The organism is Sulfitobacter sp. PR48, assembly GCF_028807335.1.
Lineage (GTDB): Bacteria > Pseudomonadota > Alphaproteobacteria > Rhodobacterales > Rhodobacteraceae > Sulfitobacter.
In genome coordinates, this window is the sequence record NZ_JARAMM010000022.1 from 19,814 (window position 1) to 44,330 (window position 24,517).

The window sequence follows — 24,517 nt, forward strand, 5'->3', positions numbered from 1 at the left end:
GTCGTTTTCCTGACCGGGCCTTGCCGCGCGCCGGAGTTTTTGAAAACTCCGGGCCGTTTTCTTTGAAGAAAACGCAAGGCTGGCGGCGGCGCTTGTGCCTACATCGTTTCGGGATAGGCCTGAAACATCCCACATCACTTTTCGCCTGGGGCGAAAGGGAGGGGCAGCGTACAAGTGATTCAGGTATGTCCCGAAGCGCTATGGGTCGGACGCTCTATTTGGGCGAGCGATTCACGTCAAGCGTGTGATTTGCCTTGAAAATGTCCATTTTGTTGCATTTCGAAGATTGCGCGGTCTAAGCTCCGACCCATCGCAATTTTCGGGGTTTCCCCCCATTTTCAGGAGTTTTTCGACTTGTCTATTCGCACCAATAAATACGCCAAATCTCTCCATGCTGTTGCAGCCGCCGCCTCGACCGCTTTTTTGTTTCCTGCCGCGGGCAGCGCTGAATATCTCAGTCTCACAAATCCATCCATCGCTTCGATGGTTTGCATAGGCTCAAATTGTTCGTCGTCGGAAACCTTCACCGGGGATGAGATCAGGTTCGAAGCGCCGACGATCAGCATTCTGTTTGATGACAGATCGAGCACTTCCAGCCTTCCCAATAACGACTGGCGTCTCAAGGCCAATGACGAAAACAACTCGAGTGGCGGGGAAGAATATTTCGGCATCGTGGATGTGTCGAATAGCAATACCACGCCTTTCCGTGTCATGGCCGGGGCGCCGGAGAATGCTTTCCGGCTGGGGGCAACGGGCGATCTGGGGCTGGGCACCGCGATCCCGCAGGCCGATCTGCACATCACCGAAACCGATGCTGTCACTGTCAAACTCGACGTTCAGGGGGTCACGCCGCAAAGCTGGGAGATGGCCGCCACGCCGGATTCCTTTGCGATCAGCTACGATTCATTTACAGTGCAGCCGTTCCTGATTTCCAACGGTGCGCCCACAGGCAGTTTTACAGTTGATGCAACGGGTCAGATCGGCCTTGGCACGACGACGCCTGAAGAATTGCTGCACATCCGCACCGATGCCGTCGATACAGATGCCTTTGCGCTTTTCGATGCCAATGGGGCGGGCTCGGATTCCTCGTTCCGCCTGCGCCAGAACGGTGTTGTCCCCACCACATGGGAGTTCCGCAACCAGCAGGACTCAGGGCGTCTGAATATCGGCATCGTGGACGGCAACACGCCACTGAAGATTGACAATCTCGCCAACAACAACCTGCTGAAACTGGGCCGCAACAACCGCCCGGACGAGGTGGTGGTGACCGGCAAGCTGGTGGTGAACAACACCGAGATGAATGTGCCGGATTACGTTTTTGAGCCGGGGTATGAGCTGCCCACCCTGGCCGAGATTGACGCCTTTATCGCCGACAACGGCCACCTGCCGGGCGTGCCTTCCGCCGCGGTGGTGGCCGAAACCGGGCTCGACATGACGCAGATGCAGCTGGCCCAGCTTGAAAAGATCGAGGAACTGACCCTGCATGTCATCGACCTGGGCAAGGCAAACGCCGAACAGCGCGACCGCATCGCGCAATTGGAAGGCATGGTCGCGACATTGATCGCCGACCACTGAACCGGGCCCGCCCTGTCAGACGCGCCGGACAAGGGCAGGTTTGACAGGGCACTGGGCTTCACAATACTTTGCCGGCATCCGTCACCGGGGACGGCGGATATTTTTATTGCAACGTTTCAGACGTCTTATTTTTGGGTCCCCGATTATTGCCGGGAGCATTATCTTGAAAACCTTCAAATCCTCCATCTTCTTTTCCGCTGCGCTGAACCTGCTGGGGCCCGTGGCTGCCAATGCCGACGTGCTGGCGACCCACGATCCAACGATCAGGAATTTCCTTTGCGTCGGTCCCGGCTGCGATGACAATGAAACCGCCGCCGGGGACGAATTGCGGCTGAAGGGCAACAATGTGCGCCTGCATTTCGTGGACGATTCAACCGTCGCAGGTCTGCCAGACAACGACTGGAGAATCTCGATCAACGATAGCTACAACGGTGGCGAAGATTATTTCTCCGTCGTGGACGCGACCAATGGCACGGTCCCCTTCCGCGTCGATGCCAACGCCCCTTCCAACGCGCTCCGGGTGACATCCAGCGGCAGACTGGGGCTGGGGACGGCCATACCGTTGCAGGAAGTCCATATCACCGACTTCTACGAACCCGGGATCCGGTTCGAACAAACCAGTGGGGCCTCATACGCTTGGGATCTGCGCGCGAACAAACATGGTTTCTACCTTTTCGACCTGGAGACCTTCCATATTCCTTTCGAGGTGCGCGCCGACGCGCCTGAGGGCGCGCTCTTTGTCGAATCCGACGGTTCCGTCGGGATCGGCACCCGCGACCCGGACGAGCTTCTCCACATCCGGAGCAACGCAGCGAACAGCGACGCTTTCGCCTTGTTCGAAGCGACGGGCAGCGGCTCTGACGCGGCCTTCCGCCTCAAGCAGAACGGGGTGACCCCCACGACCTGGGAATTTCGCAATCAGGAGGATTCCGGCCGGTTGAATGTCGGCATCGCGGGCGGCAACACCCCGTTCAAGATCGACAATGCCGCCAATAACAACCTGCTCAAACTGGGCCGCAACGGCAAACCGGATGAGGTGATCGTGACTGGCAAGCTGGTGGTGAACAATACCCAGATGAACGTACCGGATTATGTCTTTGCCGAGGATTACGATCTGCGTCCCCTGGCAGAGGTCCGCGCCTTTATCGCGGCCAACAGCCACCTGCCGGATGTCCCCTCCGAAGCACAGATCAGGGCGGACGGTGTCGACATGACCAAAATGCAGTTCGCCCAGCTCAAGAAGATCGAGGAACTGACGCTTTACACCCTCGCGCAGGAAGACCGCATCACCGCGCAGGAGGCCGAAATCTCCGCTTACCGCGATGCGCTGGCGGCACTGACACAGCGGCTCGACAGGCTCGAAGCCGTAAAGTGACCCCATGCGGCGGGGCGGCCTGCGCGCCGCCCACCGCCCTTGGCAATATAAAAGGAAGTTGTGCAAATTCCTCCGGCCCGTGCGGAGGCCCATCGGAGTTTTCAGAAATGATTTTCAACACCAAACTGCCTGCCACTGTCATGGCTCTCTGCCTGCTGGCCCTGCCTGCAGGCGCGCAGACCGAATTGGCAACCGGCGATCAATATATCGACGGCCGGCTTTGCGTCGGTGTTGCCTGCAACGGAACAGAGCAATACGCCCTTCACAGCCTGATCATGAAGGACACCAAGCCCTCGTTGCTGTTCGAGGATACTTCGGTCAACGGCTTTCCGACGGCCGACTGGATCATCGAAGTCGGCGGCGATTTCCCCGAACGGCTGTATTTCCGCAGCCTCGACACCTTCACCACGCCCTTCCAGATCGAAGCTGGCGCGCCGAACAATGCGCTTTATATCCAGGACGACGGAGATGTCGGCATCGGCACCACGTTGCCCCAGAACCAGCTTCATATCGTCGGCGCCGGCTCCTCTATCATCCGGCTGGAGAGTACCACCCCGGCACCTCAGTCGTGGCTGATGCAGGGCTTTCCGTCGATCTTCGCGATAACCGACATCACCAACGGCTCTTCGCTGCTGGGGTTGGAGACCGGTGCCCCTCCGGCGTCAATATATGTCGACGATGCGGGCTTTGTCGGGCTGGGCACCAACACGCCAGAGGAAAAGCTGCACATCGTCAGCAATACGGATGGCGTCGACGCCTTTGCCCTGTTCGACGCCCGGGGAGAGCGGGCCGACGCGGCCTTCCTGCTGCGCCAGGACGGACAGATCCCGACCACCTGGGAGTTCCGCAATCAGGAAGATTCCGGTCGGCTGAACATCGGCATCGCGGGGGGTAACACACCGCTCAAGATCGACAATCTTGCCGACAACAACCTGCTGCGCCTGGGCCGCAATGGCCGCCCGGACGAGGTGGTGGTGACCGGCACCCTGGTGGTCAACAACACCGACATGAACGTGCCGGACTATGTCTTTGCCGAGGATTACGCCCTGCGCCCGCTTGCCGAGGTCCGCGCCTTCATCGAAGCCAACAGCCACCTGCCGGAGGTGCCGTCAGAGGCCGAGATCAGGGCCAATGGCGTCGATATGACCGCCATGCAGATGACCCTGCTGAAGAAGGTGGAGGAGCTGACGCTCTACACCCTCGCGCAGGAGGAACGCGCGGCAGAGCAGGACAGCACGATTGCCCGCCAGCAACGCGAAGCCCGCGCGCAGGAAGCCCTGATCGCCTCCCTGGCGCGTCGCATCGAGGCACTGGAGGGCCACTGACCGCGCTTATGCAACGGGTCAGCATGCGAGACGACACCCCGCGCCGCAGATGGCGCGGGGGCAGGGGCACCGCTGTCATGCCATCAGGGGGAACCCGCACGGGCACGTTGACCAACCCCATGGCCCCGTGACGTGGGGGTCGCGGAGCGCTTGGGCTTCCGGTATTGTGATTGCGCGGTGATCTGGCTGACCCGGCGGAACAGTTGATCCGGCGCGCGGTGCAGGCCAGTCTGACGTCAAACGGAACGGAGCCCGCCATGACCCCCTATGACATGATCAAATCACATCTCGATACCGCCGTGCCTTTCGCCACCCACACCGGTGTCGCCTTGATCGAACTCGGTGACGGCACGGCCAGCGCGCGGCTTGACCAGCGCAACGAGGTGTCGAACCACATCAAGTCGATGCACGCAGGGGCGATGTTCACCCTGGGCGAGGCCGCCTCGGGCGCCGCCATGGCCGGGGCGCTGGCACCGGTGATTCTGGATATGCGCCCGGTCGCCGCCACCGCACAGATCGCCTTTGCCAAAGTCGCGCATGGCACGCTGACCGCCCATGCAAAGACCTCCGCCCCCGGTGCAGAGCTGCTGGAACGGATCAAGTCGGAGGGCAAGGCAGCCTTTGACGTGACGGTGGATATTCGCGATGAGAGCGGTGACAGCGTGGCGGAGATGACCGTGAACTGGCATGTGAGCGCGGCGCGGTCGGTTTAACGGCACCAGAGCCTGAAAACCTTCAGGTACTGCCCCGGTAAACGCAGCCGAATTTTTGTTGTATCTCTCGGTGTAGCTTTTTCCGCCGCGCGTCGGCTTCGGCGATGAGGGCCTGCAACTCGGTAATGACTTCTGCGGAAACGCTGTTTGACGTCATGGCAACAACCAGGGCCTTGGCCTGGATGCGGGCGGTCTCCCGCAGAGCAGGCTCAAAGAGCGCATGGGCGGCACGGGCGTTTTCCTGCGATATCCGGGTGGTTGCCGTGTCAGCGCAGCGATAGCTCAACGCGCCTTTGCCGTCCGAGGCGGGGAAAATGAAATCGCCGGACCCGGATGCGAACAAGCCGAGACTGCTGATTGCCATTGCAACCAGAATGCCAAGCCCACAAAAACCTGCGACAAGTCCGAATTTCATCAAAAACCGTCTGCTAATCGTTACCCGGCGGGCAATAACAGCGGAACGTGGCACAATTTTGACCTGTCGCCGCGGTTCCGGGCAAAACGCCTTATCGGCGGCGCTGCGGGATGCGCCCGATCCGTTAAGCTGAAAAAGGCAGGAATGAAAAAGGCAGGTGTGGTAGGCCCGGCAGGACGCGAGGTCGTCGCGATCACTAACGCGGTTTGTTTTCCGCCACCCAGCCCTTCTCGTATTCCGAGAAGCCGTTCGGACTTCTGCTCCATGTCGTATTGCTTCTGACGACGCGGGCCGGGCTGCCTGCGGCAATGCAGAAACTGTCGATATCGCGCGTCACAGTGCTGCCCGCACCCACAATGCTGCCATGTCCTATCCGAACATCCGGCATGATCAGAGCACGCCTGCCAATCCACACATGTTCCTCGAAAGTCATTCCATTTCGACCCGTGCGCAAAATAGAGCCGCTATCGAGGTCATGAATGCCGTGCTGGTCGCTTGTCTGGACGATAATTTCGTCCGACCAAAGGTTGTCCTTGCCAATTTTCAGATCCGCATTATCCAGAAATATCCGGGCATTATTGATGGTGGTTCGTTCACCTATCCACAGAGCAGAGTTCCGCCAAAAATTTATTACCGCTTTTAATTTACCAGCGGTTTCAATTGCGCATCTGTGCTTCCCCGGACCAACACCAAATAGGACCGCGCCAACGAAACTCACGTCGGAAATCTCCAACTGGAAACTTCTTTTGGACGGCGCTGCACCCATCGGGGTGATGTTGATCTTGCTCTTTGCGGCCCTGGAGCAGCGAACCTCGCCTTCAATGTGAAACTGGTCCTTTCCCTTTCCCAGGAAGTCGCGAACATCATACGTTTCAATCATTTTCTCGCCCTAAGGTTAAAATATGAACGGTGCGTATAGAAAGAAGCGGGCTTGATCAACGCAGTCCTTCAAAGACTAACCACGCCTACCGCAGCGGTGCTGTCTCGGCATCCTTCTCGCGGTACATAATTCGCTACAAAAAGGGCAATTGGCGGCATAATGGTAGGCCCGGCAGGACTTGAACCCGCAACCAAAGCGTTATGAGCGCTCTGCTCTAACCAATTGAGCTACAGGCCCGCCATGGGCGCTTGGGTATGCGCGGGGCGCGCTTTCGTCAAGGCTTACCGTTGCGCAAAAGGCGTCGATGCACTAACCCCGGCGCGAACGGGATCACTGCGCCGGGGGCCATGCCATGTCATCACCAAGAAACGGGATCACCTACGCCGATGCGGGCGTGGACATCGACGCCGGCAATACGCTGGTCGAACGGATCAAACCGGCGGCGAAACGCACCGCACGGCCCGGCGTCATGTCGGGGCTGGGCGGCTTCGGCGCGCTGTTCGATCTCAAGGGGGCGGGGTTCACCGACCCGGTGCTGGTCGCCGCCACAGACGGCGTGGGCACCAAGCTGCGCATCGCCATCGACACCGGCAATGTGGACAGCATCGGCATCGACCTTGTTGCCATGTGCGTCAACGATCTGGTCTGTCAGGGGGCCGAGCCGCTGTTTTTCCTGGATTATTTCGCCACCGGCAAGCTGGAGCTCGATCAGGCCACGCGCATCATCGAAGGCATTGCCGCGGGCTGTGCCGCCTCGGGCTCTGCGCTGATCGGGGGCGAGACGGCAGAGATGCCCGGCATGTACCACGCGGGCGATTTCGACCTCGCGGGCTTTGCCGTGGGCGCGATGGAGCGGGGCACCGAATTGCCCCGCGCGGTCAGTGAGGGCGATGTGCTGCTTGGCCTGCCCAGCGACGGGGTCCATTCCAACGGCTATTCCCTGGTGCGCAGAATCGTCGAGCTCAGCGGGCTGGGCTGGGATGATTCCTGCCCCTGGGCCGAGGGCACGCTGGGCGAGGCGCTGCTGACGCCGACACGGCTTTATGTCAAAGGTGCCGTGGCGGCACTGCGGGCCGACAGCGTTCAGGCGCTGGCCCATATCACCGGCGGTGGCCTGACCGAGAACCTGCCCCGCGTCCTGCCCGACACCCTGGGGGCCGAGATTGATCTGGGCGCATGGGACCTGCCCCCGGTCTTCAAATGGCTGGCAGCCGAGGGTGGCATGGCCGAGGCCGAACTGCTCAAGACCTTCAATTCGGGCATCGGCATGATCGCCGTGGTCTCCCCGGATCAGGTCGAGGCCGCCCGGGCCGCCTTTGCCACCGACGGCCACGCCGCGATTGAAATCGGCCGCATCACCCAAGGCAGCGGCGTGACCTACAAGGGCAGCCTGCTTTGACCAAAGGCGTTGCGATCTTTGCCTCCGGCGGCGGCTCCAACATGCGCGCCCTGGTGGCGGACATGACGGGCGACCACCCCGCGCGCCCCGCCGTGGTATTGTCCAACAACGCTGATGCCGGGTGCATTTCCTGGGCGCAGGGGCAGGGGATTGCGACGGTGGTGGTCGATCACCGGCCCTTCGGTGCGGACCGCGCCGCCTTTGAGGCGGCGATGACCGCGGCACTGGCCGCCCATGCGCCCGATATCATCTGCCTTGCCGGTTTCATGCGCAAGCTGACGGCAGGGTTCACCGATGCCTGGGCCGGGCGGATGATCAATATCCACCCCTCGCTGCTGCCCAAGTACAAGGGCCTGCACACCCATGCCCGCGCGCTGGAAGCGGGCGATGCGCAGCACGGCTGCACGGTACACGAAGTCACCGCTGCGTTGGATGACGGGCCGATCCTGGGGCAGGCCCGCCTTGACGTGGCCCCGGATGACACGCCCGAGACTTTGGCCGCACGGGTGCTGACCCTCGAACACAGGCTTTATCCCGCCGTCCTGCGCCGTTTTGCCGCCGGAGACCGCAGCCCGGTCACCCTCAAGGGGTGACTGGCAATGATGCCGGACATGCTGTAGCTGTGATCAAACCAGCAGTCACGAAGTGAATTCATGAAAACGATCACCACCACCGCCGACCTGGCCGCCTTTTGCACCGAGGCCGCCAATCATCCCTATGTTACTGTAGATACGGAATTTCTGCGCGAACGCACCTATTATTCCAAACTCTGCCTTGTGCAGCTGGCAATGCCGGGGACAGATGACAGCAAGGCGGTGCTGGTGGATCCGCTGGCCGATGGCATCGAACTTGATCCGCTCTATGATCTTTTCCGCGACACCTCGGTGGTAAAGGTGTTCCATGCCGCGCGGCAGGATCTCGAAATCTTCTTTGTCGATGCGCAGGTCTTTCCCGAACCGCTGTTCGACACCCAGGTTGCCGCGATGGTCTGCGGCTTTGGCGAACAGGTGGGTTATGAAACGCTGGTGCGCAAGATCTGCCATGCCGGGGTGGACAAGACCTCGCGCTTTACCGACTGGTCGCGCAGGCCGCTGACCGATGCGCAGAAGAAATACGCGCTGGCCGATGTCACCTTCCTGCGCCAGATCTATGAATTCCTGCGCGACAGGCTGGAGGAAAGCGGCCGTGCCCGCTGGGTTGCGGAAGAGCTGGAGATCCTGACCAACCCCGGCACCTATGTCACCGCGCCCCGCGATGCCTGGAAACGGGTCAAGACCCGCACCTCCTCGCCCAAGTTCCTTGCCGTGGTGCGCGAACTTGCGGCCTTCCGCGAGGATTACGCCCAGTCACGCAACGTGCCGCGCAACCGGGTCTACAAGGACGATGCGCTGATCGAACTGGCCAGCCTCAAGCCCGCCAACGCCGAAGAGCTGGGCCGCGCGCGCCTGTTGCTGCGCGAGGGGCGGCGGGGTGATGTCGCCGATGGCATCCTGGCGGCGGTCAAGGCAGGTATCGCCTGCAAGCCCGAGGATCTGCCCCAGCCCGACCGCAGCCGCGACAAGTTGCAGGTGAACCCCGCCTTGGCCGACCTGCTGCGCGTGCTGCTGAAGGCCAAGACCGAACAGGCCGGGGTTGCCGCCAAGCTGATCGCCCCCGCCGCGGATCTGGACGGGATTGCCGCAGGCCTGCGCGATGTGCCCGCCCTTTCCGGCTGGCGGCGCGAGGTCTTTGGCAATGACGCCCTGCGCCTCTGTGACGGGGAGATTGCGCTGACGGCCAAAGGAAACGACGTAATCGTTGTTGAGGTCTGACAGCAGCTGAGGTCTAACAGCGGTCAAGGTTTCACACCAAACCCTTTGCAGGAGCACAAAATGTCGCAAATCACCCGCCACCACACCAACGCCCGGATGAGCCAGATCGTCACCCATAACGGCACCGTCTACCTTGCCGGTCAGGTCGGCACGCCCGGTGCCAGCGTGGCCCAGCAGACCCAGGATTGCCTCGACAGCATCGACAAGCTGCTGGCCGAGGCCGGATCGGACAAATCCCGTATCCTGCAAGCGGTCATCTGGCTGGCCGACATGGCCGATTTCGAAGAGATGAACGGCGTCTGGGATGCATGGGTGCCAACAGGTCAGGCCCCAGCGCGCGCCTGCGGCGAGGCCAAGCTGGCCCGCGCCGATTTCACGGTCGAGATCATCGTGACCGCCGCCGCCTGAGCGGATCCTTCAACGTCGAACTGTAACCGTTTGAAAAATAACGATTCAACTGGCTTTACGGCGTTTCGGGATAGGCTTGAAACCTCCCATATCACTTTTCGCCCAGGGCCGAAGGGAGGGGCCGCGAACAAGTGATTCAGGTATATCCCGAAGCGCTATAGGCCCGGCACTTTCGGCAGTCGTTTCCCTGATTGTGGCGCGCCGCGTGACGGAGTTTTTGAAAACTCCGGGCCGTTTTCTTTGAAGAAAACGCAAGGCTGGCGGCAGCACTTGTGCCTGGTTCCGGCGCTTTCGGCTGTCGTTTCCCTGATTGTGGCGCACCGCGCGCCGGAGTTTTTGAAAACTCCGGTCCGTTTTCTTTGAAGAAAACGCAAGGCTGGCGGCGGGGCTTGTGCCTGGTTCCGGCGCTTTCGGCTGTCGTTTTCCTGACCGTGCCTCGCCGCGCGCCGGAGTTTTTGAAAACTCCGGGCCGTTTTCTTTGAAGAAAACGCAAGGCTGGCGGCGGGGCTTGTGCCTGGTTCCGGCGCTTTCGGCTGTCGTTTTCCTGACCGTGCCTCGCCGCGCGCCGGAGTTTTTGAAAACTCCGGGCCGTTTTCTTTGAAGAAAACGTAAGGCTGGCGGCGGCGCTTGTGCCTACATCGTTTCGGGATAGGCTTGAAACCTCCCATATCACTTTTCGCTTTGGGCCGAAGGGAGAGCGAACAAGTGATTCAGGTATATCCCGAAATACTATCGTGTCAGCGGCGGCGGCTTTCCTGGGCGTTCAGCGCCCCCTCGACCCGGATCACCCGGACATTGCGCAGCTGCTGATCGGTCAGTTTGCGCCCCGCGGTGACTTCACGGGTCGGTTTGGTGCCGACCGGCGTGTTCTTGTCGGGCCGCACACCTTCCAGACGATAGATCAGAACGCCGTCTACCGGCTCTTCTTCTTCGTTCTGGGGTGTCAGCTGCACCGCATAGATGCCCTGCCGCGCGGCCAGCCCGGTGGCCCGGATGATCGCGCCGCCGGGAATGGGCTCCACCGTCAGATCGGTGATCTGTTCAAAGGGACGGCCCAGATAGGGTGCTTCTTCCTTGCCGGCCCGCGAAAGGAAACCGCCGCGTCGCGGGATCAGCGGATTGGTCTGTTCCGGCGCGACAGAGGTTGCCACGGAGCGCGACTTGCCAAACCAGTTGAACGGGTTGACCCGACTGTCGCGGATCGCCCCACAGGCCGAAAGTGTGAGTGTGAGGACCGCCAAAAGGGTCAGGGTCTTGCGCATGGTGCCGCCTCGGGTGTTTTCTTGATCTTTGACTAGCCTATTCCCCGGTCCTTGGGAAGGGGGTGGACCTTTGCCGGGCTGCTGCTTACCTCTGACCACACGCGCAGTTACAAAGGACCCCGATCTATGGCCACCGCCGCATTCGAAGAACTTGTCGAGGATTTCGAATTCCTGGATGACTGGGAGGACCGGTATCGGCATGTCATCGACCTGGGCAAGGCGATGGATCCGCTGGAGGAAGCCCTGCGCGTGCCCGCAACCAAGGTGGACGGCTGCGCCAGCCAGGTCTGGCTGCATGCCCAGTTCGACGATGGCACGCTGCATTTCGACGGGGCCAGCGATGCGATGATCGTGTCCGGCCTGATCGCGGTGCTGCGGGTGCTTTACAACGGGCTGACCCCGGCCGAAGTCGTCGCCGTTGATGCGCGCGCCGAAATGGGCCGCCTGGGTCTGAACGATCACCTGTCGGCGCAGCGTTCCAACGGGCTGCGCGCGATGATCGAACGGATCAGAGAGACTGCCGCGCAGACGGCGTGAGGGCGGCAGCGTCGCGGCGGCGCTGCAAATGTAGGATGAGCCGGACAGGGCCGCTGTCCTCCTGGCGTTTTGCCCGCCCCGGATTGCCCCGCCCGGCCAGCGCCTCAGGTCGGTCCGGTGTTCGGGGGCTGAAGACCGGCCAGCGCCGTTTTCAGGTCACCATAGCCGGTATAGCGCCGCTCGAACGCCAGCCCCAGAACCTCGGCACAGGCGCGGGCCTTTTCCGTCAGTTCGGGGTCGTCGGTCTGCGCCTGATAGACCAGCTTTTCGTAATTGCCGAAATACATGTCCCGCAGTTCCGGATGACGGTCCAGCCCCATGGGTTTCATGATGAAGGCATCGAACTGACGGACCAGAAAGTCGGTCAGGTAAAAGCTGGTGAATTCTTCCTCCGCCTTGGCGGCAAAGGCGTCGTTGCCTTCGAAAAAGCTGTAGCAATGGGGCCCTGCAACCATTTCGACCCCCATTTCCGCACAGGCCGCCTGCAACAACCCGCCGGTGCCGCAATCGGCATAGACCACAAAGATGCTGTCATAACGGTCGCGGTGCCTGGCGACACTCTCGCGCACGGCGGCCGTGATCTTTTCGGGGTAGAGGTGGTATTTGGCGGGCAGGCAGGTCAGGTCCAGATGGGTCCAGCCATTGGCCTGTTTCAGGGCCAGGATCTCGCGCGCCAGCGCCCCGCAGGCGATCAGCAGGATCGAGCCCGCGCCCTTTGCCCGCAGGCCGGTTTCGGTCAGCTGGTCGAGGTCGGGCAGGGGTGTCGCGCGGTCTGTCACAATTCTAACCAATGCGTGTGGGTGTCTCTGTGTCGTTGCACGCTGCCACGGAAGGCGCGTAACTGGCTAGGTCAGATACGACATTTCAGACAGGGATGGAACCAATGGCAGTTTACTCGAACAAGGCGGGATTGAACACGGGCACGCTTGGGCTGATGTTCATATCGGGCTGTTTCGCGACGATGGCGTTTGATCTCTGGGGGCAGGTGGTCAGCCCGGGCCTGGGCTTTGCCAATCTGTCGCCGCACGGGCTGGCCAAAAGCCTGTTTGGCGCGCTGGGGCTGCCGAATGGCGATTTCGCGGGCTATTTCATGCATTTCTATCTGGTGGGGCTGATCGGATACCCGGTGGGCTGGCTGTTTATCTTCAAACCGGTCTGGGACCGGGTGATCGGCAAGGGTCGGCCCTGGATCGTGCCGGCGGCGGTCTATGGCTTTGGCCTCTGGGTCTTTGCCATCGGCGGGATCACGGCGATTGCGGGCCTGCCGTTTTTCCTCAATTTCACCGGAATCACCTGGGTCGCTCTGGTGGGGCATGTCCTTTACGGCATTGTCATGGTGGCGGTGATGGTCTGGCTGACACGCGGCAGGGCCTGATCCTATTTCTCTCTGGACCGGCCGCGCAGCAGCCGGACCAGCACAATGACCAGCAGGGCCAGCGGCACCAGCGCCAGAGCGGATTGTGGCAGGCTGAGGGCCGGGGCGGCAAGCATAGCCAGCCAGATGGTGACCGCAGCGGCGGCAATCACCAGGGCAAGGAGCAGGGCAAGGTGCTTGAAGGGCATGGAACCTCTCTTTCAATCCCAAGGTAAGACTTGCCAGCCCATATAAAAGACCCGGGCAGGCAGGAGCCGCGACAAGGGGCAGCTCCCCCGGATACAAAAAGGCCCCCGAATCCGCTTCGGGGGCCTTGTCATTCAATAAGCCGGGCAGCGCACTCAGGCGGAGGCGGCCCTGTTGTGCTTGCGGTGCATCCAGGTCTTTGCGGTTTCCACCGCCACTGCGGCATCCCGGCAATAGGCATCTGCGCCGATGGCCTTGCCGAATTCCTCGTTCAGCGGCGCGCCGCCGACCAGAATGATGTAATCGTCACGGATGCCCTGTTCGACCATCGTGTCGATCACGACCTTCATATAGGGCATGGTGGTGGTCAGCAGGGCGGACATGCCAAGGATGTCGGCACCCTCGCGGTCCAGCGCCTCAAGATAGTTTTCCACCGGGTTGTTGATGCCCAGATCGACAATCTCGAAACCCGCGCCCTCCATCATCATGCCGACAAGGTTCTTGCCGATGTCGTGAATGTCGCCCTTCACGGTGCCGATCACCATCTTGCCGATGGTCGGCGCGCCGGTTTCGGCCAGCAGCGGCTTGAGGATGGCCATGCCGCCCTTCATCGCATTGGCGGCCAGCAGCACCTCGGGGACAAAGAGGATCCCGTCGCGGAAATCGGCGCCGACAATGGTCATGCCGCCGACCAATGCCTTGGTCAGGATGTCATAGGGCTCCCACTTGCGTTCCAGAAGGATGTTTACGCCCTCTTCGATCTCTTCCTTGAGACCGTCATAGAGGTCGTCGAACATCTGCTGTACAAGCTCTTCGTCATCGAGTTCGGAGAGGATGATATCTTCGTCGTCAGACATGGTGGTTCCTTCTGCCGTCTGTGCAGGTGCGGTGCGCTTTTGCCTACATGTCACGAAATCCCCCGGTCAGAAGAGCGAATTGCGACATCGACCGCGTAAAGCGCGACGCGATCCGGTCCAGACTACGCTTTTTCGCGCAGGGGAGACAAGGCGCGCAAGTGTACCGGGCGGCGGATTTGCATTGTCCGCGTTCTCATTTTGTTCTAGTGTCGGGCATGGACAGGGAAGATCGGCGATTCAAGGTGGTCGGGCGCGCGGCGGGCAGCAACCATGCCGGGCGGTTCGAGCGGCATGAAAGGGTGCAGGTCGATGACGGCTGGACGCCGGAAACCGATCTGCCGGTGCTGCGCACCCAGACCGCGATCGAGGTGCCGCGCAGGCTGATCACCTACAACAGTTCGCCCGATCTGCCCTTTGACCGGTCGATCAACCCTTATCGCGGCTGCGAACACGGCTGTGTCTATTGTTTCGCACGTCCCAGTCACGCCTATCTCGGTCTTTCGCCGGGTCTGGATTTCGAAACCCGCCTGGTGGCGCGCCCCGATGCGCCACAGGTGCTGAAGCGGGAACTGGCCGCCAGATCCTACAAGGTGGCGCCGATTGCCATCGGCACCAATACCGACCCCTATCAGCCGATCGAACGGGAGCATGAGATCATGCGCGCCTGCCTGCGGGTGCTGTCCGATGCGGGACATCCCGTTGCCATCGTGACCAAGGGGGCGCTGATCGAACGCGACATCGACATTCTGGAGGACATGGCCCGGCGCGGGCTGGTGCGGGTCGGCATCTCGGTGACCACGCTGGATGCCAGGCTCAGCCGGTTGATGGAGCCGCGCGCACCCGCGCCGCAGCGGCGGCTGCAGATGATCCGGTCGCTCTCCGGGGCGGGGATTCCGGTGCGGATCATGGCCTCTCCGATGATCCCGGCGCTGACCGATCCGGAGCTGGAAAACATCCTGCGGGCGGGCCGGGATGCTGGGGCGCGCCATGCAAGCTGGATCATGCTGCGCCTCCCGCGTGAGGTTTCGCCGCTGGTGCAGGACTGGCTGGCGCAGCATTTCCCGGACCGGGCGGGGCGCATCATGTCGCGCCTGCGCGAGATGCATGGCGGCCGCGAATATGATGCCAGCTGGCACCGCCGGATGCGCGGCGAGGGTCCCTATGCCGAGATGGTCGCGCAGCGCTTCAACGTGGCGGTCAAACGCCTGGGCCTGAAGTCGCGCGGCAGCCCGATGCGCTGCGATCTGTTCCAGCCGCCACAAAAGGAAACCGCGCAGATGTCACTGTTTTAGCGGGTGGGGCGCAAGCCGGGCCGCTCCCCGGCTTTTCGAAGCGCAGCGCGCGCCACGTTAACGGAATAAAAATGAATGTTAACAATGTGTTGCGTAACCCACGGGTTAACCGCCTGCCAGTTCTGCCGCCCCGCCGTGCCGGGGTCAGCCCCTCTGTCAGCCCCTGCGGCGCCCCTTGCGCGGCGCGCGCACCGGTCCCTGGCCGTCGGTGCCATCGCTGGCAGAGGAGAAATCACCCAGCGTCGCGACGATCTCCTCAAGGGTCGGGGCCGCGCCCCTGGGCTGGCTGTCCAGTGCCGCGCGCATCGCCACCAGATGCTCCGGCATGGTGCCGCAGCAGCCGCCGATGATCGTGGCCCCGCAATTGCGCGCCATCACCGCGTATTTGCCCATCAGTTCCGGCGTGCCGTCATAATGGATGTGACCGTCATGGTATTTCGGAATGCCCGCATTGCCCTTGGAGATGATCGGCAATGTGCCACCCTTGGCGGCAAAGCCCAGCACCGTGCGCAACAGGTCCGATGCCCCGGTGCCGCAATTCGCGCCGTAGGCCATCGGCCGGTTGTCCAGCCCATGCACCATGTCGACCATCGCTTCCGAGGTGACGCCCATCATCGTGCGCCCGGCGGTGTCGAAACTCATCGTGCCGCACCAGTCCAGACCGGCCAGGGCAAAACCTTCGGCGGCGGCCTTGTATTCTTCGGGGGCGCTGATCGTCTCCAGCCAGCCGATGTCGACCCCGCCGGCCTTCAGCCCGTCGGCGGCCTCGTGAAACATCTCCACCGCTGATGCATGGCTGAGGGTGCCGACCGGCTCCATGATTTCGCCGGTGGGGCCGACCGACCCGGCCACGATCACCTTGCGCCCGGCGGTATCCGCCACCTCGCGCGCCAGTTCGGCCGAGACCCGGGCCAGTTCGTGCACCCGCTTTTCCGCGCCATGCAGTTTCATGCGCGAGGCATTGGCGCCGAAGCTGTTGGTCAGGAACAGGTCGCTGCCGCTGTCCACCGCGCCGCGGTAGAGCTTGATGATGTTCTGCGGCTCTTCGACGTTCCACATCTCGGGCGCATCGCCGGACATCAGCCCCATGTTGAACAGGTTGGTCCCGGTGGCGCCATCGGCCAGCAGAAAGCCTTTTTCGGCAAGAAGGTCGGTGAATGCATTAGACATCAGGTATACTCCGCGCGTGGTTCCCTGCCTATTTCACGCAGCCCGCCCTGGGGCAAGTTCATATTCTTCATCACCTTCATGAAGCGGGCCACCACCCGCCAGCGCGGGCGGATGATGGATCTCGCGGGTGAGGTCGGCCAGGCAGAGCGCCAGCGCCGCACGGCTTGGTGCCGCGACATAGCGGGGCGACCAATGGGGGGCGAAACCGGATTTGAACTGCCGCAGCCCCGCGGCACCGGCGCGCGCCAGCAGCTGCGCGCGCATGGGGGCGAGCAGCGGATGCGCCAGCGCCGGAATATCCGGCACCGCGGCAAGGCTGAAGCCGCTTGACCCGTCGGCACGCGCCGCCTCCAGCGCGGCGATCACCAGCGCCTGCATCGTCCCGGCGGGGGTTTTCGCCGACAGGCGCATCAGGTCCAGCGCCATATCATGGGCGCCCGCGTGGAAGCTGGCAAAGCCCAGCAACCTGTCATCCTGCCAGGCCAGAAAGACCTGCTGACCCGCGATGTAATCGGGGCAGAACCGCCCCATGGTGCCGCCCCGCGCGGGGCCGTTGCGGCGCTGCCAGCAGGCATCAATCGCCGCCATCGGCGCCAGCGGCAGCACCCCGGCCTGCTGCACAAGGACCCCCGCCTTTGCCGCCTGGCGCAGCTTGCGGCGCAGGCCCCGGCAGGCGGGTTGGTGCAGATCGAAGGTCTGCGGGTCCAGCAGCGCCTCCTGCGCGATGCGCAGCACCTGCCAGCCCGCCGACCGGGCAAGCGCTGCCTCGCGGGCGGTGCATTTGTACAGGCAGGCCAGCCGGTTGTCGTGCCGGGCCTGGCGCTGCAGCGCGGTGAGGGACTCAACGGTCGCCAGCGGCGCGGCACCGGGCAGCACGACCAGCGCCTGACCGATGCGCCAGAGCGCCATGTCGCGGCCGCCCAGCCGCGCGACCCGGCCGCCGTTCTGCCGCAAGAGACTCAGTTCCGCGCGTCCCGCGCCATGGGGGCGCGGCGCGGGCGGGGCGGGCAGGTTCAGCGACAGCGGGCGGAGCAGGGCGAGCGCGCCAAGGACGGCGGGCAGCGCATAGTAGAGCCCGCGATAACCCATGATCGCGCCGATCAGCATGGCATCCGGGACCTGCGGCAAGAGGCTGAGCAGGACAAGTTCAAAGGGGCCGACCCCGCCCGGCGCACCGGACAGCAGCCCGGCCCCATAGGCCAGCAGGAAGACCGGGACAAAGCTGCCGAAACCCAGGGTGCCTGCCGGGATCAGCAGGTAGAGGACCAGCGCCGCCGCCAGCAGGTCCAGCGCCGCCCAGAGCAGGATGGCACCAAGTGCCGGCAGTGTCGGCAGGCCAGCGCGCCACCGGGGGTGACCTGGGTGCGGACCGAAAGCCATCAGCCCCGTACAGAGCGGCAGACCGGCCAGCGCAACCATGGCAGGCAGCGTGGTCCAGCCCGGCGCGGGCAGAACGACGCAGGCCAGCGCGGTGATCCAGAGCCAGGCGGCCAGAAAGCTGAGCGACACAAAGAACGAAAGCTGCAACGCGCGGCGAAACCCCAGACCGGGCAACAGGCGGTGGCGCACCAGCGCCCCGGTGATCACGCCGAAGCCGAGGGTCTGGGCCAGGGCAATGGCCATGGTGCCGCTCAGCCGGGCGACCCGTGGCGGCACCCGGGTGCCGAAATGGCGGTGCGACAAACCGTCATAACGCCCCACGGCCCAGAAACCGATCGCAACGCAACCCAGCGCCAGCAGGATGTTGACCGCGCCAATGCCGGACAGGCTGGCGGGCAAGGCGGCGGGCATGTCATCGCCCACCTGCTGACGGACCAGCCAGAGACAGCCCGCCGTAAGGGCCAGCGGCACCACAAAACGTGCCCCCCGCGCCAGATGCCGCGATGCCACCGCGATACGTGCCATGATCCCATGTCCCCCATGCCTTGCCTGCGGGGCGACAATAGGGGGCGGTGGCGGTCAAAAGGTTAAACCGCCGCCATCACAAACAAAAACGCGCCTTCCATTTGAATGAAAGACGCGTTGAATTTTCAAGCCTTTGCAGCGGGTTTATGGCGGGATCCGGTTTCAGTCGGTCTCGTTCAGGATCTGGGCCTTGGCCTCGGTCATCAGGGCGGCCATCCGGGCGCGGATCGTCGCCTCGTCCGCCTTGTCGCCCAGATCGCCCGAGACCTTGCGAAAGACGTCTTCGTGGCCTGCTTCCTCGAAGTCCGCCTTGACCACCTCGCGGGCATATGCCTGCGCCGCATCGCCGGTCTTACCCATCAACTCCGCCGCCCAGAGGCCCAGCAGCTTGTTGCGCCGTGCCTCGGCCTTGAACTGCATTTCCGCGTCATGTGCAAATTTGCTCTCGAACGCTTTTTCGCGGTCTTTCATCGTGGTCATCGGGTTCTCTCCCTGGCAATGATCGTTCTGAATTTAAATGTGGGTGCTGGGGCGGACGGGCGCAAGGGAAAACCGGCCCAAGGCATGCTTGCGGTGTGCGCACCCATAGACTAAGAGGAGCGCAAACGGGCCTTGCTTCTCTTCTAGCGGCTGGCCCCCTTGCGGAAAGGACGCCCATGGCCCGGCGCACCAAGATTTACGAAGGCAAAGCGAAAATCCTCTACGAAGGCCCCGAACCCGGCACCATCGTTCAGTACTTCAAGGACGACGCCACCGCCTTCAACGCGCAGAAGAAAGACGTGATCGAAGGCAAGGGCGTGTTGAACAACCGCCTGAGCGAATTCTTCATGACCGGGCTGAACCAGATCGGGGTGCCCACGCATTTCATCAAGCGTCTGAACATGCGCGAACAGCTGGTACGCCAGTGCGAGATCATTCCGCTGGAAGTGATCGTGCGCAATTTCGCCGCCGGGACGATGGCCAAGCGGCTGGGGATCGAGGAAGGGCTGCAGCTGCCGCGCCCGATCGTCGAATATTGCTACAAGGACGACAAGCTGGGCGATCCGCTGGTCACCGAGGAACATATCGCGGCCTTTGGCTGGGCCAGCCAGCAGGACATGGACGATATCCTGAGCCTCGCCCTGCGGGTGAACGACTTCCTCAGCGGTGTGATGATGGCGGTCGGTATCAAGCTGGTGGATTTCAAGATCGAGATCGGCCGTGTCTATGACGGTGATTTCCAGCGCCTGATTGTCGCCGACGAGATCAGCCCGGACAGCTGCCGGTTGTGGGACATCGAGACCGGCCAGAAGCTGGACAAGGATGTGTTCCGCCGTGACCTTGGCTCGCTGACCGACGCCTATACCGAAGTGGCGCGGCGGCTGGGTGTGATGCCCAAGTCTTCCACGCCGATTTCCAAACCGAAGCTCATCAACTGAGGCGGAAGACAATCAGGGCGGGCAGGGCGCCTGCGTATTTTGGCATAAAGAAGCGAGGGGACGCGCCATGAAAGCACGGGTGCATGTGATGTTGAAGAACGGGGTCCTGGACCCCCAGGGCGAGGCCGTGCGTCATGCGCTTGGCGCGCTTGGCTTTGACGGGGTGAACGGGGTGCGTCAGGGCAAGGTGATCGAACTGGACCTGGCCGAAGGCACCACCGAGGCCGATGTCACGGCCATGTGCGAAAAGCTGCTGGCCAACACGGTGATCGAATCCTACGCGGTGGAGCTTTCCTGATGCGCGCGGCGGTTGTCGTCTTTCCCGGATCGAACTGCGACCGCGACCTTGCGGTGGCCTTTCGCGCCGCCGGGGCCGAGGTCGAGATGGTCTGGCACAAGGACAGCGCGCTGCCCGAGGGGATCGACATGGTCGGCATTCCCGGCGGCTTTTCCTATGGCGACTACCTGCGTTGCGGCGCCATTGCCGCGCAATCGCCGATCTGCGGCGCGGTCAGGGCCCATGCAGAGCGGGGCGGTTATGTGCTGGGGGTCTGCAACGGCTTTCAGGTGCTGACGGAAACCGGGCTGCTGCCGGGTGCGCTGCTGCGCAATGCGGGGCTCAAGTACATCTGCAAGACCGTGGGTCTGAAGGTGGAGACATCGCAGAGCGATTTCACCTCCGCCTATAACGCCGGTGACGTGATCGACATTCCCATCGCACATCATGACGGCAATTATTTTGCCGATGCCGATACCATCGCCCGGTTGCAGGACGAAGACCGCGTCGCCTTTACCTATACCGACAATCCCAACGGGGCGCAGGCCGATATCGCCGGCATCCTGTCACCGAACCGCAGGGTGCTGGGCATGATGCCGCATCCGGAGCGGGCGGCGGATGCGGGGCATGGCGGAACCGACGGGGTGGCGCTCTTCCGCGCATTGGCAGGGGCGCTGGCCACGGCCTGACTTGAGTGCGCGGTGCCTTGCGCGTAAATTGCGCAGATGGCGGAAGCAACAGACAAACGACGAACCTTGACGGTCTCCTGGCGGGTCCGGGTGGCCATTGGCGTGCTGATGTTGCTGGCGGTGGCCGTGATCTCGGTCACCAACAGCCTGCTGACCGACCGTTTTACCGACAGCACCCGCAGCCGCGCGGAACTGCGGATTGCGCTTTATTCGGGAAACCTGCTGGCCGAATTGCGCCAGAACGCCATTGTGCCGCAGCTGCTGGCGCGTGACCCCACGCTGATCGGCGCGCTGCAGACGGCAGATTATTCGCTTTCAACCCAACGGCTGATCTCCTTTGTCGAGGAAATCGGGGCGGCCTCGCTGATGCTTTATGATCTGGACGGGCGCACCGTGGCTGCAACCGACCGCAACCGGCTGGGATCGAACCATCGGTCGAATGCCTATTTTGTCGATGCGATCCGGTCGAATGCCACCATCTTCAGCACCATCAAGGTGGATGGCGGCGGCTATAAGTTCATGTATTCACGGCGGATTCAGGATGGCGGCACCACGCTGGGGGTGATTGCCGTCGAGGTGGATCTGCAAAAGTTCGAACGCGCCTGGGCGGGCATTTCGGATGCGGTGATCGTGATGGACAGCGCCGGAGAGATCATTCTGGCGACCGAGCCGCGCTGGCGTGGCCGGACCGAGCCCGAGGCGCTGTCGACCCAGCCTGCGCGCAGCGCCATCGAACGCGCGATCAAGGTGACCGCGGACTGGACCGCGCTGCCCCCCGATGCCTATCTGCAGGGCGAGGCGGTGATGCGGCTGGAAAACAAGATCCCGTTCCGGGGCTGGCGCATGACCAGCTACACCACCTATGCCTCGGTCCGCGAGAAGGTGAACGGCGTGCTGGCGCTGGAGGTGATGGCATTTGCCATCCTGCTGGCGCTGGCCTTTTACTTCCTCAGCCGCCGCACGGCGGGCAGGCTGGCGATTTTCCAGCGTGAGTCGGCCAAGCTTCGGGCGCTGAACGCCGCCCTGCAGCGGGAAATCGCCGAGCGCAAAAGGGTGCAGGAAACCCTGGCGGTGGCCGAACAGACGCTGGAACAATCCAGCAAACTGGCGGCGCTGGGGGAAATGTCGGCCGCGGTGAGCCATGAGTTGAACCAGCCGCTGGCCGCGATGAAGACCTATCTTGCTGGCGCGCGGCTGTTGTTGCGGCGCAACCGGCCCGAGGAGGCGCTGTCCTCTTTCGGGCGCATCGACGATCTGATCGAGCGGATGGGAGCGATCACCCGGCAGCTGAAATCCTATGCCCGCAAGGGGCAGGAGGCCTTTTCACCGGTGGACATGGCGGCGGCACTTGCCTCAAGCCTGTCGATGATGGAACCGCAGCTGCGCCAGCGGCAGGTCCAGATCAGCCGCATCCTGCCCGATGCGCCGGTGATGGTCATGGGCGACCGGATGCGGATTGAACAGGTGATGGTCAACCTCTTGCGCAATGCGCTCGACGCCACCAAGTCTGAAAGGAACCCGCATGTGGAGATCATGCTGAGCGCGGGTGAGACGGCGACACTGACAGTGCGCGACAACGGGCCGGGGATCGAGGACCTCGACGCGCTGTTCGAACCGTTCTACACGACCAAACAGCCCGGCGACGGCGTTGGTCTGGGCCTTGCCATCTCAAGCGGGATCGTGACCGATCTGGGCGGAAGGCTGACGGCTCGGAACGGACAGGGCGGTGGCGCAGTTTTTGAAATGCAACTGCCCATTCTGGGCGATACGAACAATATGGAAGCGGCGGAGTAAACGGCTATGGCACAGGCAATGAAGATCGCGATTGTCGATGACGAACAGGACATGCGGCAGTCGATCAGCCAGTGGCTGGCGCTGTCGGGATATGACACGGAGACCTTCGGGTCGGCCGAGGATGCGCTGAAGAAGCTGGGGCCGGATTACCCCGGCATCGTGATTTCGGACATCAAGATGCCCGGCATGGACGGCATGCAGTTCCTGAAAAAGCTGATGGGCAATGACAGCGCGCTGCCGGTGATCATGATCACCGGGCATGGCGATGTGCCGATGGCGGTCGAGGCGATGCGCGTCGGGGCCTTTGACTTTCTCGAAAAACCCTTCAACCCGGACCGGATGAACGAACTCGCCAAGAAGGCGACCCTGGCGCGGCGGCTGGTGATGGACAACCGCGCATTGCGGCGTGAACTCTCCGACGGCGGCCAGCTGATGAAAAAGCTGATCGGCCAGAGCCCGGTGATGGAGCGTCTGCGCGAGGATATCCTCGATCTGGGGCAGGCCGATGGCCATGTACTGATCGACGGTGAAACCGGCACCGGCAAGACGCTGGTGGCCCATGCGCTGCATGCGGTGGGCAGCCGCGCGGGCAAGAAATTCGTGCTGGTCAGCTGCGGCGCGCTGGAGGAAGACGCGCTGAGCAAGCGGCTGTTTGGCCCGATGCTGCCCGAGGACACGCAGTTGCCCGCCATCGAAGAGGCGCGCGGCGGCACCCTGGTGCTGGAGGACATAGAGGCGTTGTCGGAAACCCTGCAGGCGCGTCTGCTGAGCGTGATCAACGAACAGGGCACCCCGGCGGAAACCCGGATCGTGGCGATCTCCAACCTGCAGGAAGCGGGCCGCACCTCGGAAGATGCGCTGCGGTCGGATCTGTTCTACCGCCTTGCGGCGCTCAGGATCACCGTGCCGCCGCTGCGCCAGCGGGGAGAGGATATCCTGACATTGTTCACCCGGTTGTCGGACCAGTTTGCCGATGAATATGGCTGTGACGCGCCGCAGGTCAGCGCGCAGGAAGCCGCGCAACTGTTGCAGGCGCCCTGGCCGGGCAATGTGCGTCAGCTGATCAATGTGGCGGAACGCGCGGTGCTGCAATCGCGGCGCGGATCGGGGACCATCGCATCGCTGCTGATGTCCGATCATGACGAGATGCAGCCGGTGATGACCACGGAAGGCAAGCCGCTGAAGGAATATGTGGAAGCCTTCGAGCGGATGCTGATCGACAACACGATGCGCCGCCACAAGGGCTCCATCGCCAGCGTGATGGACGAGCTTTGCCTGCCCCGGCGCACCCTGAACGAGAAGATGGCCAAATACGGGCTGCAACGCTCGGATTACCTGTAACCCTGACGCATCAGGCCGCCCATGGGGCGGCCTGATGGAAATTCTTTCAAAAGAATTTGCCCGGAATTTTTGAAAATTCCGGCCCCCGGTCAGCCCCGGCGGTTTTCCACGATGGTCTGAGCCTGGCCTTCGTCATTGGTGAAGCAGGTCCAATAGGGGGCGTTGGGCACATTCACGATATACTGGTTGATCTCGATGATCGGGATGGTTGTGTTGATCGCGGCACCGCTCACGCCGGTTTCCTTCTCCACCGCCGCTATGCAGCTCTTGGTGGCGCGCAATTCCGCCCGCGCAACCGGGTCATTGGCCACGGCAACCTCGTCACAGGCGACAAGCGCCAGCAGTGACAGGAAAAGGGCGGGGCGCAGAAGTCTTGGCATGGCAGGTCCTTTGGTATCAGGGCGACCGGCAGAGGGCCGCAAAATGCAATTTGGCGCGTGCACCGTGCAGCCGGTTTGCGCGCAGGGACTGTCCCCAAGCGGCTGCGTGTTGTCAAGCTTTGCCCGGGTTTCA

The 24,517-nt window shown here is 62.7% G+C and carries 27 protein-coding genes and 1 tRNA gene; 16 read left to right on the forward strand and 12 right to left on the reverse strand.

The window, feature by feature from the left end:
• Positions 1-338: 338 nt before the first annotated feature.
• Positions 339-692 carry a hypothetical protein gene (locus PVW51_RS21255; protein ID WP_274577325.1) on the reverse strand — a complete coding sequence of 118 codons (354 nt, stop codon included), beginning with the start codon at positions 690-692 and terminating at the stop codon, positions 339-341.
• On the opposite strand from PVW51_RS21255, the gene PVW51_RS21260 reads away from it, so the two are divergent.
• The 4 genes from PVW51_RS21260 to PVW51_RS21275 all read left to right on the forward strand — a co-directional run bounded on the left by PVW51_RS21260 (position 679) and on the right by PVW51_RS21275 (position 4,988).
• Positions 679-1,575 carry a hypothetical protein gene (locus PVW51_RS21260; RefSeq protein WP_269361756.1) on the forward strand — a complete coding sequence of 299 codons (897 nt, stop codon included), beginning with the start codon at positions 679-681 and terminating at the stop codon, positions 1,573-1,575. The genes PVW51_RS21255 and PVW51_RS21260 overlap by 14 nt on opposite strands.
• Positions 1,576-1,738: 163 nt before the next feature.
• On the forward strand, positions 1,739-2,950 hold the full coding sequence (locus PVW51_RS21265; RefSeq protein ID WP_274577327.1) for a hypothetical protein: 1,212 nt from the start codon (positions 1,739-1,741) through the stop codon (positions 2,948-2,950).
• A 107-nt stretch (positions 2,951-3,057) separates the two neighbouring features.
• The gene (locus tag PVW51_RS21270) at positions 3,058-4,275 is read left to right on the forward strand and encodes a hypothetical protein (protein ID WP_274577328.1); all 1,218 of its coding nucleotides are present in this window, start codon (positions 3,058-3,060) and stop codon (positions 4,273-4,275) included.
• Between the two features lie 257 nt (positions 4,276-4,532).
• On the forward strand, positions 4,533-4,988 hold the full coding sequence (locus PVW51_RS21275) for a DUF4442 domain-containing protein (RefSeq protein WP_274577330.1): 456 nt from the start codon (positions 4,533-4,535) through the stop codon (positions 4,986-4,988).
• 22 nt (positions 4,989-5,010) lie between these two features.
• On the opposite strand, the gene PVW51_RS21280 is transcribed toward PVW51_RS21275, so the two are convergent.
• From PVW51_RS21280 to PVW51_RS21290, 3 genes are all read right to left on the reverse strand, one after another.
• Entirely contained in the window at positions 5,011-5,403 is a 393-nt protein-coding gene (locus PVW51_RS21280) for a hypothetical protein (RefSeq protein ID WP_274577332.1), read from the reverse strand.
• A 196-nt stretch (positions 5,404-5,599) separates the two neighbouring features.
• Entirely contained in the window at positions 5,600-6,283 is a 684-nt protein-coding gene (locus tag PVW51_RS21285) for an acyltransferase (protein WP_274577333.1), read from the reverse strand.
• Positions 6,284-6,443: 160 nt separating this feature from the next.
• Positions 6,444-6,520: transfer RNA gene (locus PVW51_RS21290), tRNA-Ile, on the reverse strand.
• A 115-nt stretch (positions 6,521-6,635) separates the two neighbouring features.
• Here PVW51_RS21290 and purM point away from each other — a divergent pair.
• From purM to PVW51_RS21310, 4 genes are read left to right on the forward strand one after another with little or no spacing between them, the layout of a single operon-like run.
• On the forward strand, positions 6,636-7,682 hold the full coding sequence (purM, locus tag PVW51_RS21295) for a phosphoribosylformylglycinamidine cyclo-ligase (RefSeq protein ID WP_274577334.1): 1,047 nt from the start codon (positions 6,636-6,638) through the stop codon (positions 7,680-7,682).
• Positions 7,679-8,275, forward strand: a complete 597-nt coding sequence (gene purN, locus PVW51_RS21300) for a phosphoribosylglycinamide formyltransferase (RefSeq protein ID WP_274577335.1) — start codon at positions 7,679-7,681, stop codon at positions 8,273-8,275. The genes purM and purN overlap by 4 nt, the downstream gene beginning before the upstream one ends.
• Before the next feature lie 60 nt (positions 8,276-8,335).
• The gene (rnd, locus tag PVW51_RS21305; protein ID WP_274577336.1) at positions 8,336-9,493 is read left to right on the forward strand and encodes a ribonuclease D; all 1,158 of its coding nucleotides are present in this window, start codon (positions 8,336-8,338) and stop codon (positions 9,491-9,493) included.
• Positions 9,494-9,553: 60 nt separating this feature from the next.
• Positions 9,554-9,901 (forward strand): RidA family protein, encoded by a 348-nt coding sequence (locus PVW51_RS21310; RefSeq protein WP_114277326.1) that lies wholly within the window; start codon positions 9,554-9,556, stop codon positions 9,899-9,901.
• Between the two features lie 737 nt (positions 9,902-10,638).
• Here PVW51_RS21310 and PVW51_RS21315 read toward each other — a convergent pair.
• Positions 10,639-11,163 carry a hypothetical protein gene (locus tag PVW51_RS21315; RefSeq protein WP_274577339.1) on the reverse strand — a complete coding sequence of 175 codons (525 nt, stop codon included), beginning with the start codon at positions 11,161-11,163 and terminating at the stop codon, positions 10,639-10,641.
• Positions 11,164-11,289: 126 nt separating this feature from the next.
• On the opposite strand from PVW51_RS21315, the gene PVW51_RS21320 reads away from it, so the two are divergent.
• Positions 11,290-11,700 carry a SufE family protein gene (locus tag PVW51_RS21320; RefSeq protein ID WP_269361772.1) on the forward strand — a complete coding sequence of 137 codons (411 nt, stop codon included), beginning with the start codon at positions 11,290-11,292 and terminating at the stop codon, positions 11,698-11,700.
• Positions 11,701-11,804: 104 nt separating this feature from the next.
• Here the strand turns inward: PVW51_RS21320 and PVW51_RS21325 are convergent, their stop codons facing one another.
• Positions 11,805-12,479, reverse strand: a complete 675-nt coding sequence (locus PVW51_RS21325; protein ID WP_274577340.1) for a DUF1638 domain-containing protein — start codon at positions 12,477-12,479, stop codon at positions 11,805-11,807.
• Positions 12,480-12,583: 104 nt separating this feature from the next.
• Here PVW51_RS21325 and PVW51_RS21330 point away from each other — a divergent pair, with 104 nt between their 5' ends.
• Positions 12,584-13,075 carry a hypothetical protein gene (locus PVW51_RS21330; protein WP_269361777.1) on the forward strand — a complete coding sequence of 164 codons (492 nt, stop codon included), beginning with the start codon at positions 12,584-12,586 and terminating at the stop codon, positions 13,073-13,075.
• Between the two features lie 2 nt (positions 13,076-13,077).
• On the opposite strand, the gene PVW51_RS21335 is transcribed toward PVW51_RS21330, so the two are convergent.
• A complete protein-coding gene (locus tag PVW51_RS21335) occupies positions 13,078-13,263 on the reverse strand; it encodes a hypothetical protein (protein ID WP_274577344.1) in 186 nt (61 codons plus the stop codon).
• 153 nt (positions 13,264-13,416) lie between these two features.
• On the reverse strand, positions 13,417-14,118 hold the full coding sequence (locus tag PVW51_RS21340; RefSeq protein ID WP_114277321.1) for a corrinoid protein: 702 nt from the start codon (positions 14,116-14,118) through the stop codon (positions 13,417-13,419).
• A gap of 215 nt (positions 14,119-14,333) precedes the next feature.
• On the opposite strand from PVW51_RS21340, the gene PVW51_RS21345 reads away from it, so the two are divergent.
• Positions 14,334-15,410 (forward strand): PA0069 family radical SAM protein, encoded by a 1,077-nt coding sequence (locus PVW51_RS21345; protein ID WP_269361782.1) that lies wholly within the window; start codon positions 14,334-14,336, stop codon positions 15,408-15,410.
• A 156-nt stretch (positions 15,411-15,566) separates the two neighbouring features.
• Here the strand turns inward: PVW51_RS21345 and bmt are convergent, their stop codons facing one another.
• From bmt to PVW51_RS21360, 3 genes are all read right to left on the reverse strand, one after another.
• Positions 15,567-16,580: a betaine--homocysteine S-methyltransferase gene (gene bmt, locus PVW51_RS21350; RefSeq protein ID WP_274577346.1), complete on the reverse strand. Its 1,014-nt coding sequence runs from the start codon at positions 16,578-16,580 to the stop codon at positions 15,567-15,569.
• A gap of 33 nt (positions 16,581-16,613) precedes the next feature.
• Positions 16,614-18,485 carry a phosphatidylglycerol lysyltransferase domain-containing protein gene (locus tag PVW51_RS21355; RefSeq protein WP_274577347.1) on the reverse strand — a complete coding sequence of 624 codons (1,872 nt, stop codon included), beginning with the start codon at positions 18,483-18,485 and terminating at the stop codon, positions 16,614-16,616.
• Positions 18,486-18,647: 162 nt separating this feature from the next.
• Positions 18,648-18,965, reverse strand: coding sequence for a DUF1476 domain-containing protein (locus PVW51_RS21360; protein ID WP_269361787.1), 318 nt, complete (start codon positions 18,963-18,965; stop codon positions 18,648-18,650).
• A gap of 176 nt (positions 18,966-19,141) precedes the next feature.
• On the opposite strand from PVW51_RS21360, the gene purC reads away from it, so the two are divergent.
• The 5 genes from purC (at position 19,142) to PVW51_RS21385 (ending at position 24,004) form a co-directional block, all read left to right on the forward strand.
• Positions 19,142-19,903 carry a phosphoribosylaminoimidazolesuccinocarboxamide synthase gene (gene purC / locus PVW51_RS21365; protein WP_114277317.1) on the forward strand — a complete coding sequence of 254 codons (762 nt, stop codon included), beginning with the start codon at positions 19,142-19,144 and terminating at the stop codon, positions 19,901-19,903.
• A gap of 67 nt (positions 19,904-19,970) precedes the next feature.
• Positions 19,971-20,201, forward strand: coding sequence for a phosphoribosylformylglycinamidine synthase subunit PurS (purS, locus tag PVW51_RS21370; protein WP_274577349.1), 231 nt, complete (start codon positions 19,971-19,973; stop codon positions 20,199-20,201).
• Positions 20,201-20,869, forward strand: coding sequence for a phosphoribosylformylglycinamidine synthase subunit PurQ (gene purQ / locus PVW51_RS21375; RefSeq protein ID WP_269361790.1), 669 nt, complete (start codon positions 20,201-20,203; stop codon positions 20,867-20,869). The genes purS and purQ overlap by 1 nt, the downstream gene beginning before the upstream one ends.
• Before the next feature lie 36 nt (positions 20,870-20,905).
• Positions 20,906-22,663 (forward strand): sensor histidine kinase, encoded by a 1,758-nt coding sequence (locus tag PVW51_RS21380; RefSeq protein ID WP_269361792.1) that lies wholly within the window; start codon positions 20,906-20,908, stop codon positions 22,661-22,663.
• A 6-nt stretch (positions 22,664-22,669) separates the two neighbouring features.
• Entirely contained in the window at positions 22,670-24,004 is a 1,335-nt protein-coding gene (locus tag PVW51_RS21385) for a sigma-54-dependent transcriptional regulator (RefSeq protein WP_114277313.1), read from the forward strand.
• Positions 24,005-24,093: 89 nt separating this feature from the next.
• Here PVW51_RS21385 and PVW51_RS21390 read toward each other — a convergent pair whose 3' ends face one another.
• Complete coding sequence (locus tag PVW51_RS21390) at positions 24,094-24,384, reverse strand: hypothetical protein (protein ID WP_274577351.1); 291 nt, start codon at positions 24,382-24,384, stop codon at positions 24,094-24,096.
• Positions 24,385-24,517 lie beyond the last annotated feature (133 nt).

Coding starts and splice junctions, on each gene's coding strand:
- PVW51_RS21270 (WP_274577328.1), top strand. CDS start 3,058: ATGATTTTCAACACCAAACTGCCTGCCACTGTCATGGCTCTCTGCCTG.
- PVW51_RS21275 (WP_274577330.1), top strand. CDS start 4,533: ATGACCCCCTATGACATGATCAAATCACATCTCGATACCGCCGTGCCT.
- PVW51_RS21280 (WP_274577332.1), bottom strand. CDS start 5,403: ATGAAATTCGGACTTGTCGCAGGTTTTTGTGGGCTTGGCATTCTGGTT.
- PVW51_RS21285 (WP_274577333.1), bottom strand. CDS start 6,283: ATGATTGAAACGTATGATGTTCGCGACTTCCTGGGAAAGGGAAAGGAC.
- purM (WP_274577334.1), top strand. CDS start 6,636: ATGTCATCACCAAGAAACGGGATCACCTACGCCGATGCGGGCGTGGAC.
- rnd (WP_274577336.1), top strand. CDS start 8,336: ATGAAAACGATCACCACCACCGCCGACCTGGCCGCCTTTTGCACCGAG.
- PVW51_RS21310 (WP_114277326.1), top strand. CDS start 9,554: ATGTCGCAAATCACCCGCCACCACACCAACGCCCGGATGAGCCAGATC.
- PVW51_RS21315 (WP_274577339.1), bottom strand. CDS start 11,163: ATGCGCAAGACCCTGACCCTTTTGGCGGTCCTCACACTCACACTTTCG.
- PVW51_RS21320 (WP_269361772.1), top strand. CDS start 11,290: ATGGCCACCGCCGCATTCGAAGAACTTGTCGAGGATTTCGAATTCCTG.
- PVW51_RS21330 (WP_269361777.1), top strand. CDS start 12,584: ATGGCAGTTTACTCGAACAAGGCGGGATTGAACACGGGCACGCTTGGG.
- PVW51_RS21335 (WP_274577344.1), bottom strand. CDS start 13,263: ATGCCCTTCAAGCACCTTGCCCTGCTCCTTGCCCTGGTGATTGCCGCC.
- PVW51_RS21340 (WP_114277321.1), bottom strand. CDS start 14,118: ATGTCTGACGACGAAGATATCATCCTCTCCGAACTCGATGACGAAGAG.
- PVW51_RS21345 (WP_269361782.1), top strand. CDS start 14,334: ATGGACAGGGAAGATCGGCGATTCAAGGTGGTCGGGCGCGCGGCGGGC.
- bmt (WP_274577346.1), bottom strand. CDS start 16,580: ATGTCTAATGCATTCACCGACCTTCTTGCCGAAAAAGGCTTTCTGCTG.
- PVW51_RS21355 (WP_274577347.1), bottom strand. CDS start 18,485: ATGGCACGTATCGCGGTGGCATCGCGGCATCTGGCGCGGGGGGCACGT.
- PVW51_RS21360 (WP_269361787.1), bottom strand. CDS start 18,965: ATGACCACGATGAAAGACCGCGAAAAAGCGTTCGAGAGCAAATTTGCA.
- purC (WP_114277317.1), top strand. CDS start 19,142: ATGGCCCGGCGCACCAAGATTTACGAAGGCAAAGCGAAAATCCTCTAC.
- purS (WP_274577349.1), top strand. CDS start 19,971: ATGAAAGCACGGGTGCATGTGATGTTGAAGAACGGGGTCCTGGACCCC.
- purQ (WP_269361790.1), top strand. CDS start 20,201: ATGCGCGCGGCGGTTGTCGTCTTTCCCGGATCGAACTGCGACCGCGAC.
- PVW51_RS21380 (WP_269361792.1), top strand. CDS start 20,906: ATGGCGGAAGCAACAGACAAACGACGAACCTTGACGGTCTCCTGGCGG.
- PVW51_RS21385 (WP_114277313.1), top strand. CDS start 22,670: ATGGCACAGGCAATGAAGATCGCGATTGTCGATGACGAACAGGACATG.
- PVW51_RS21390 (WP_274577351.1), bottom strand. CDS start 24,384: ATGCCAAGACTTCTGCGCCCCGCCCTTTTCCTGTCACTGCTGGCGCTT.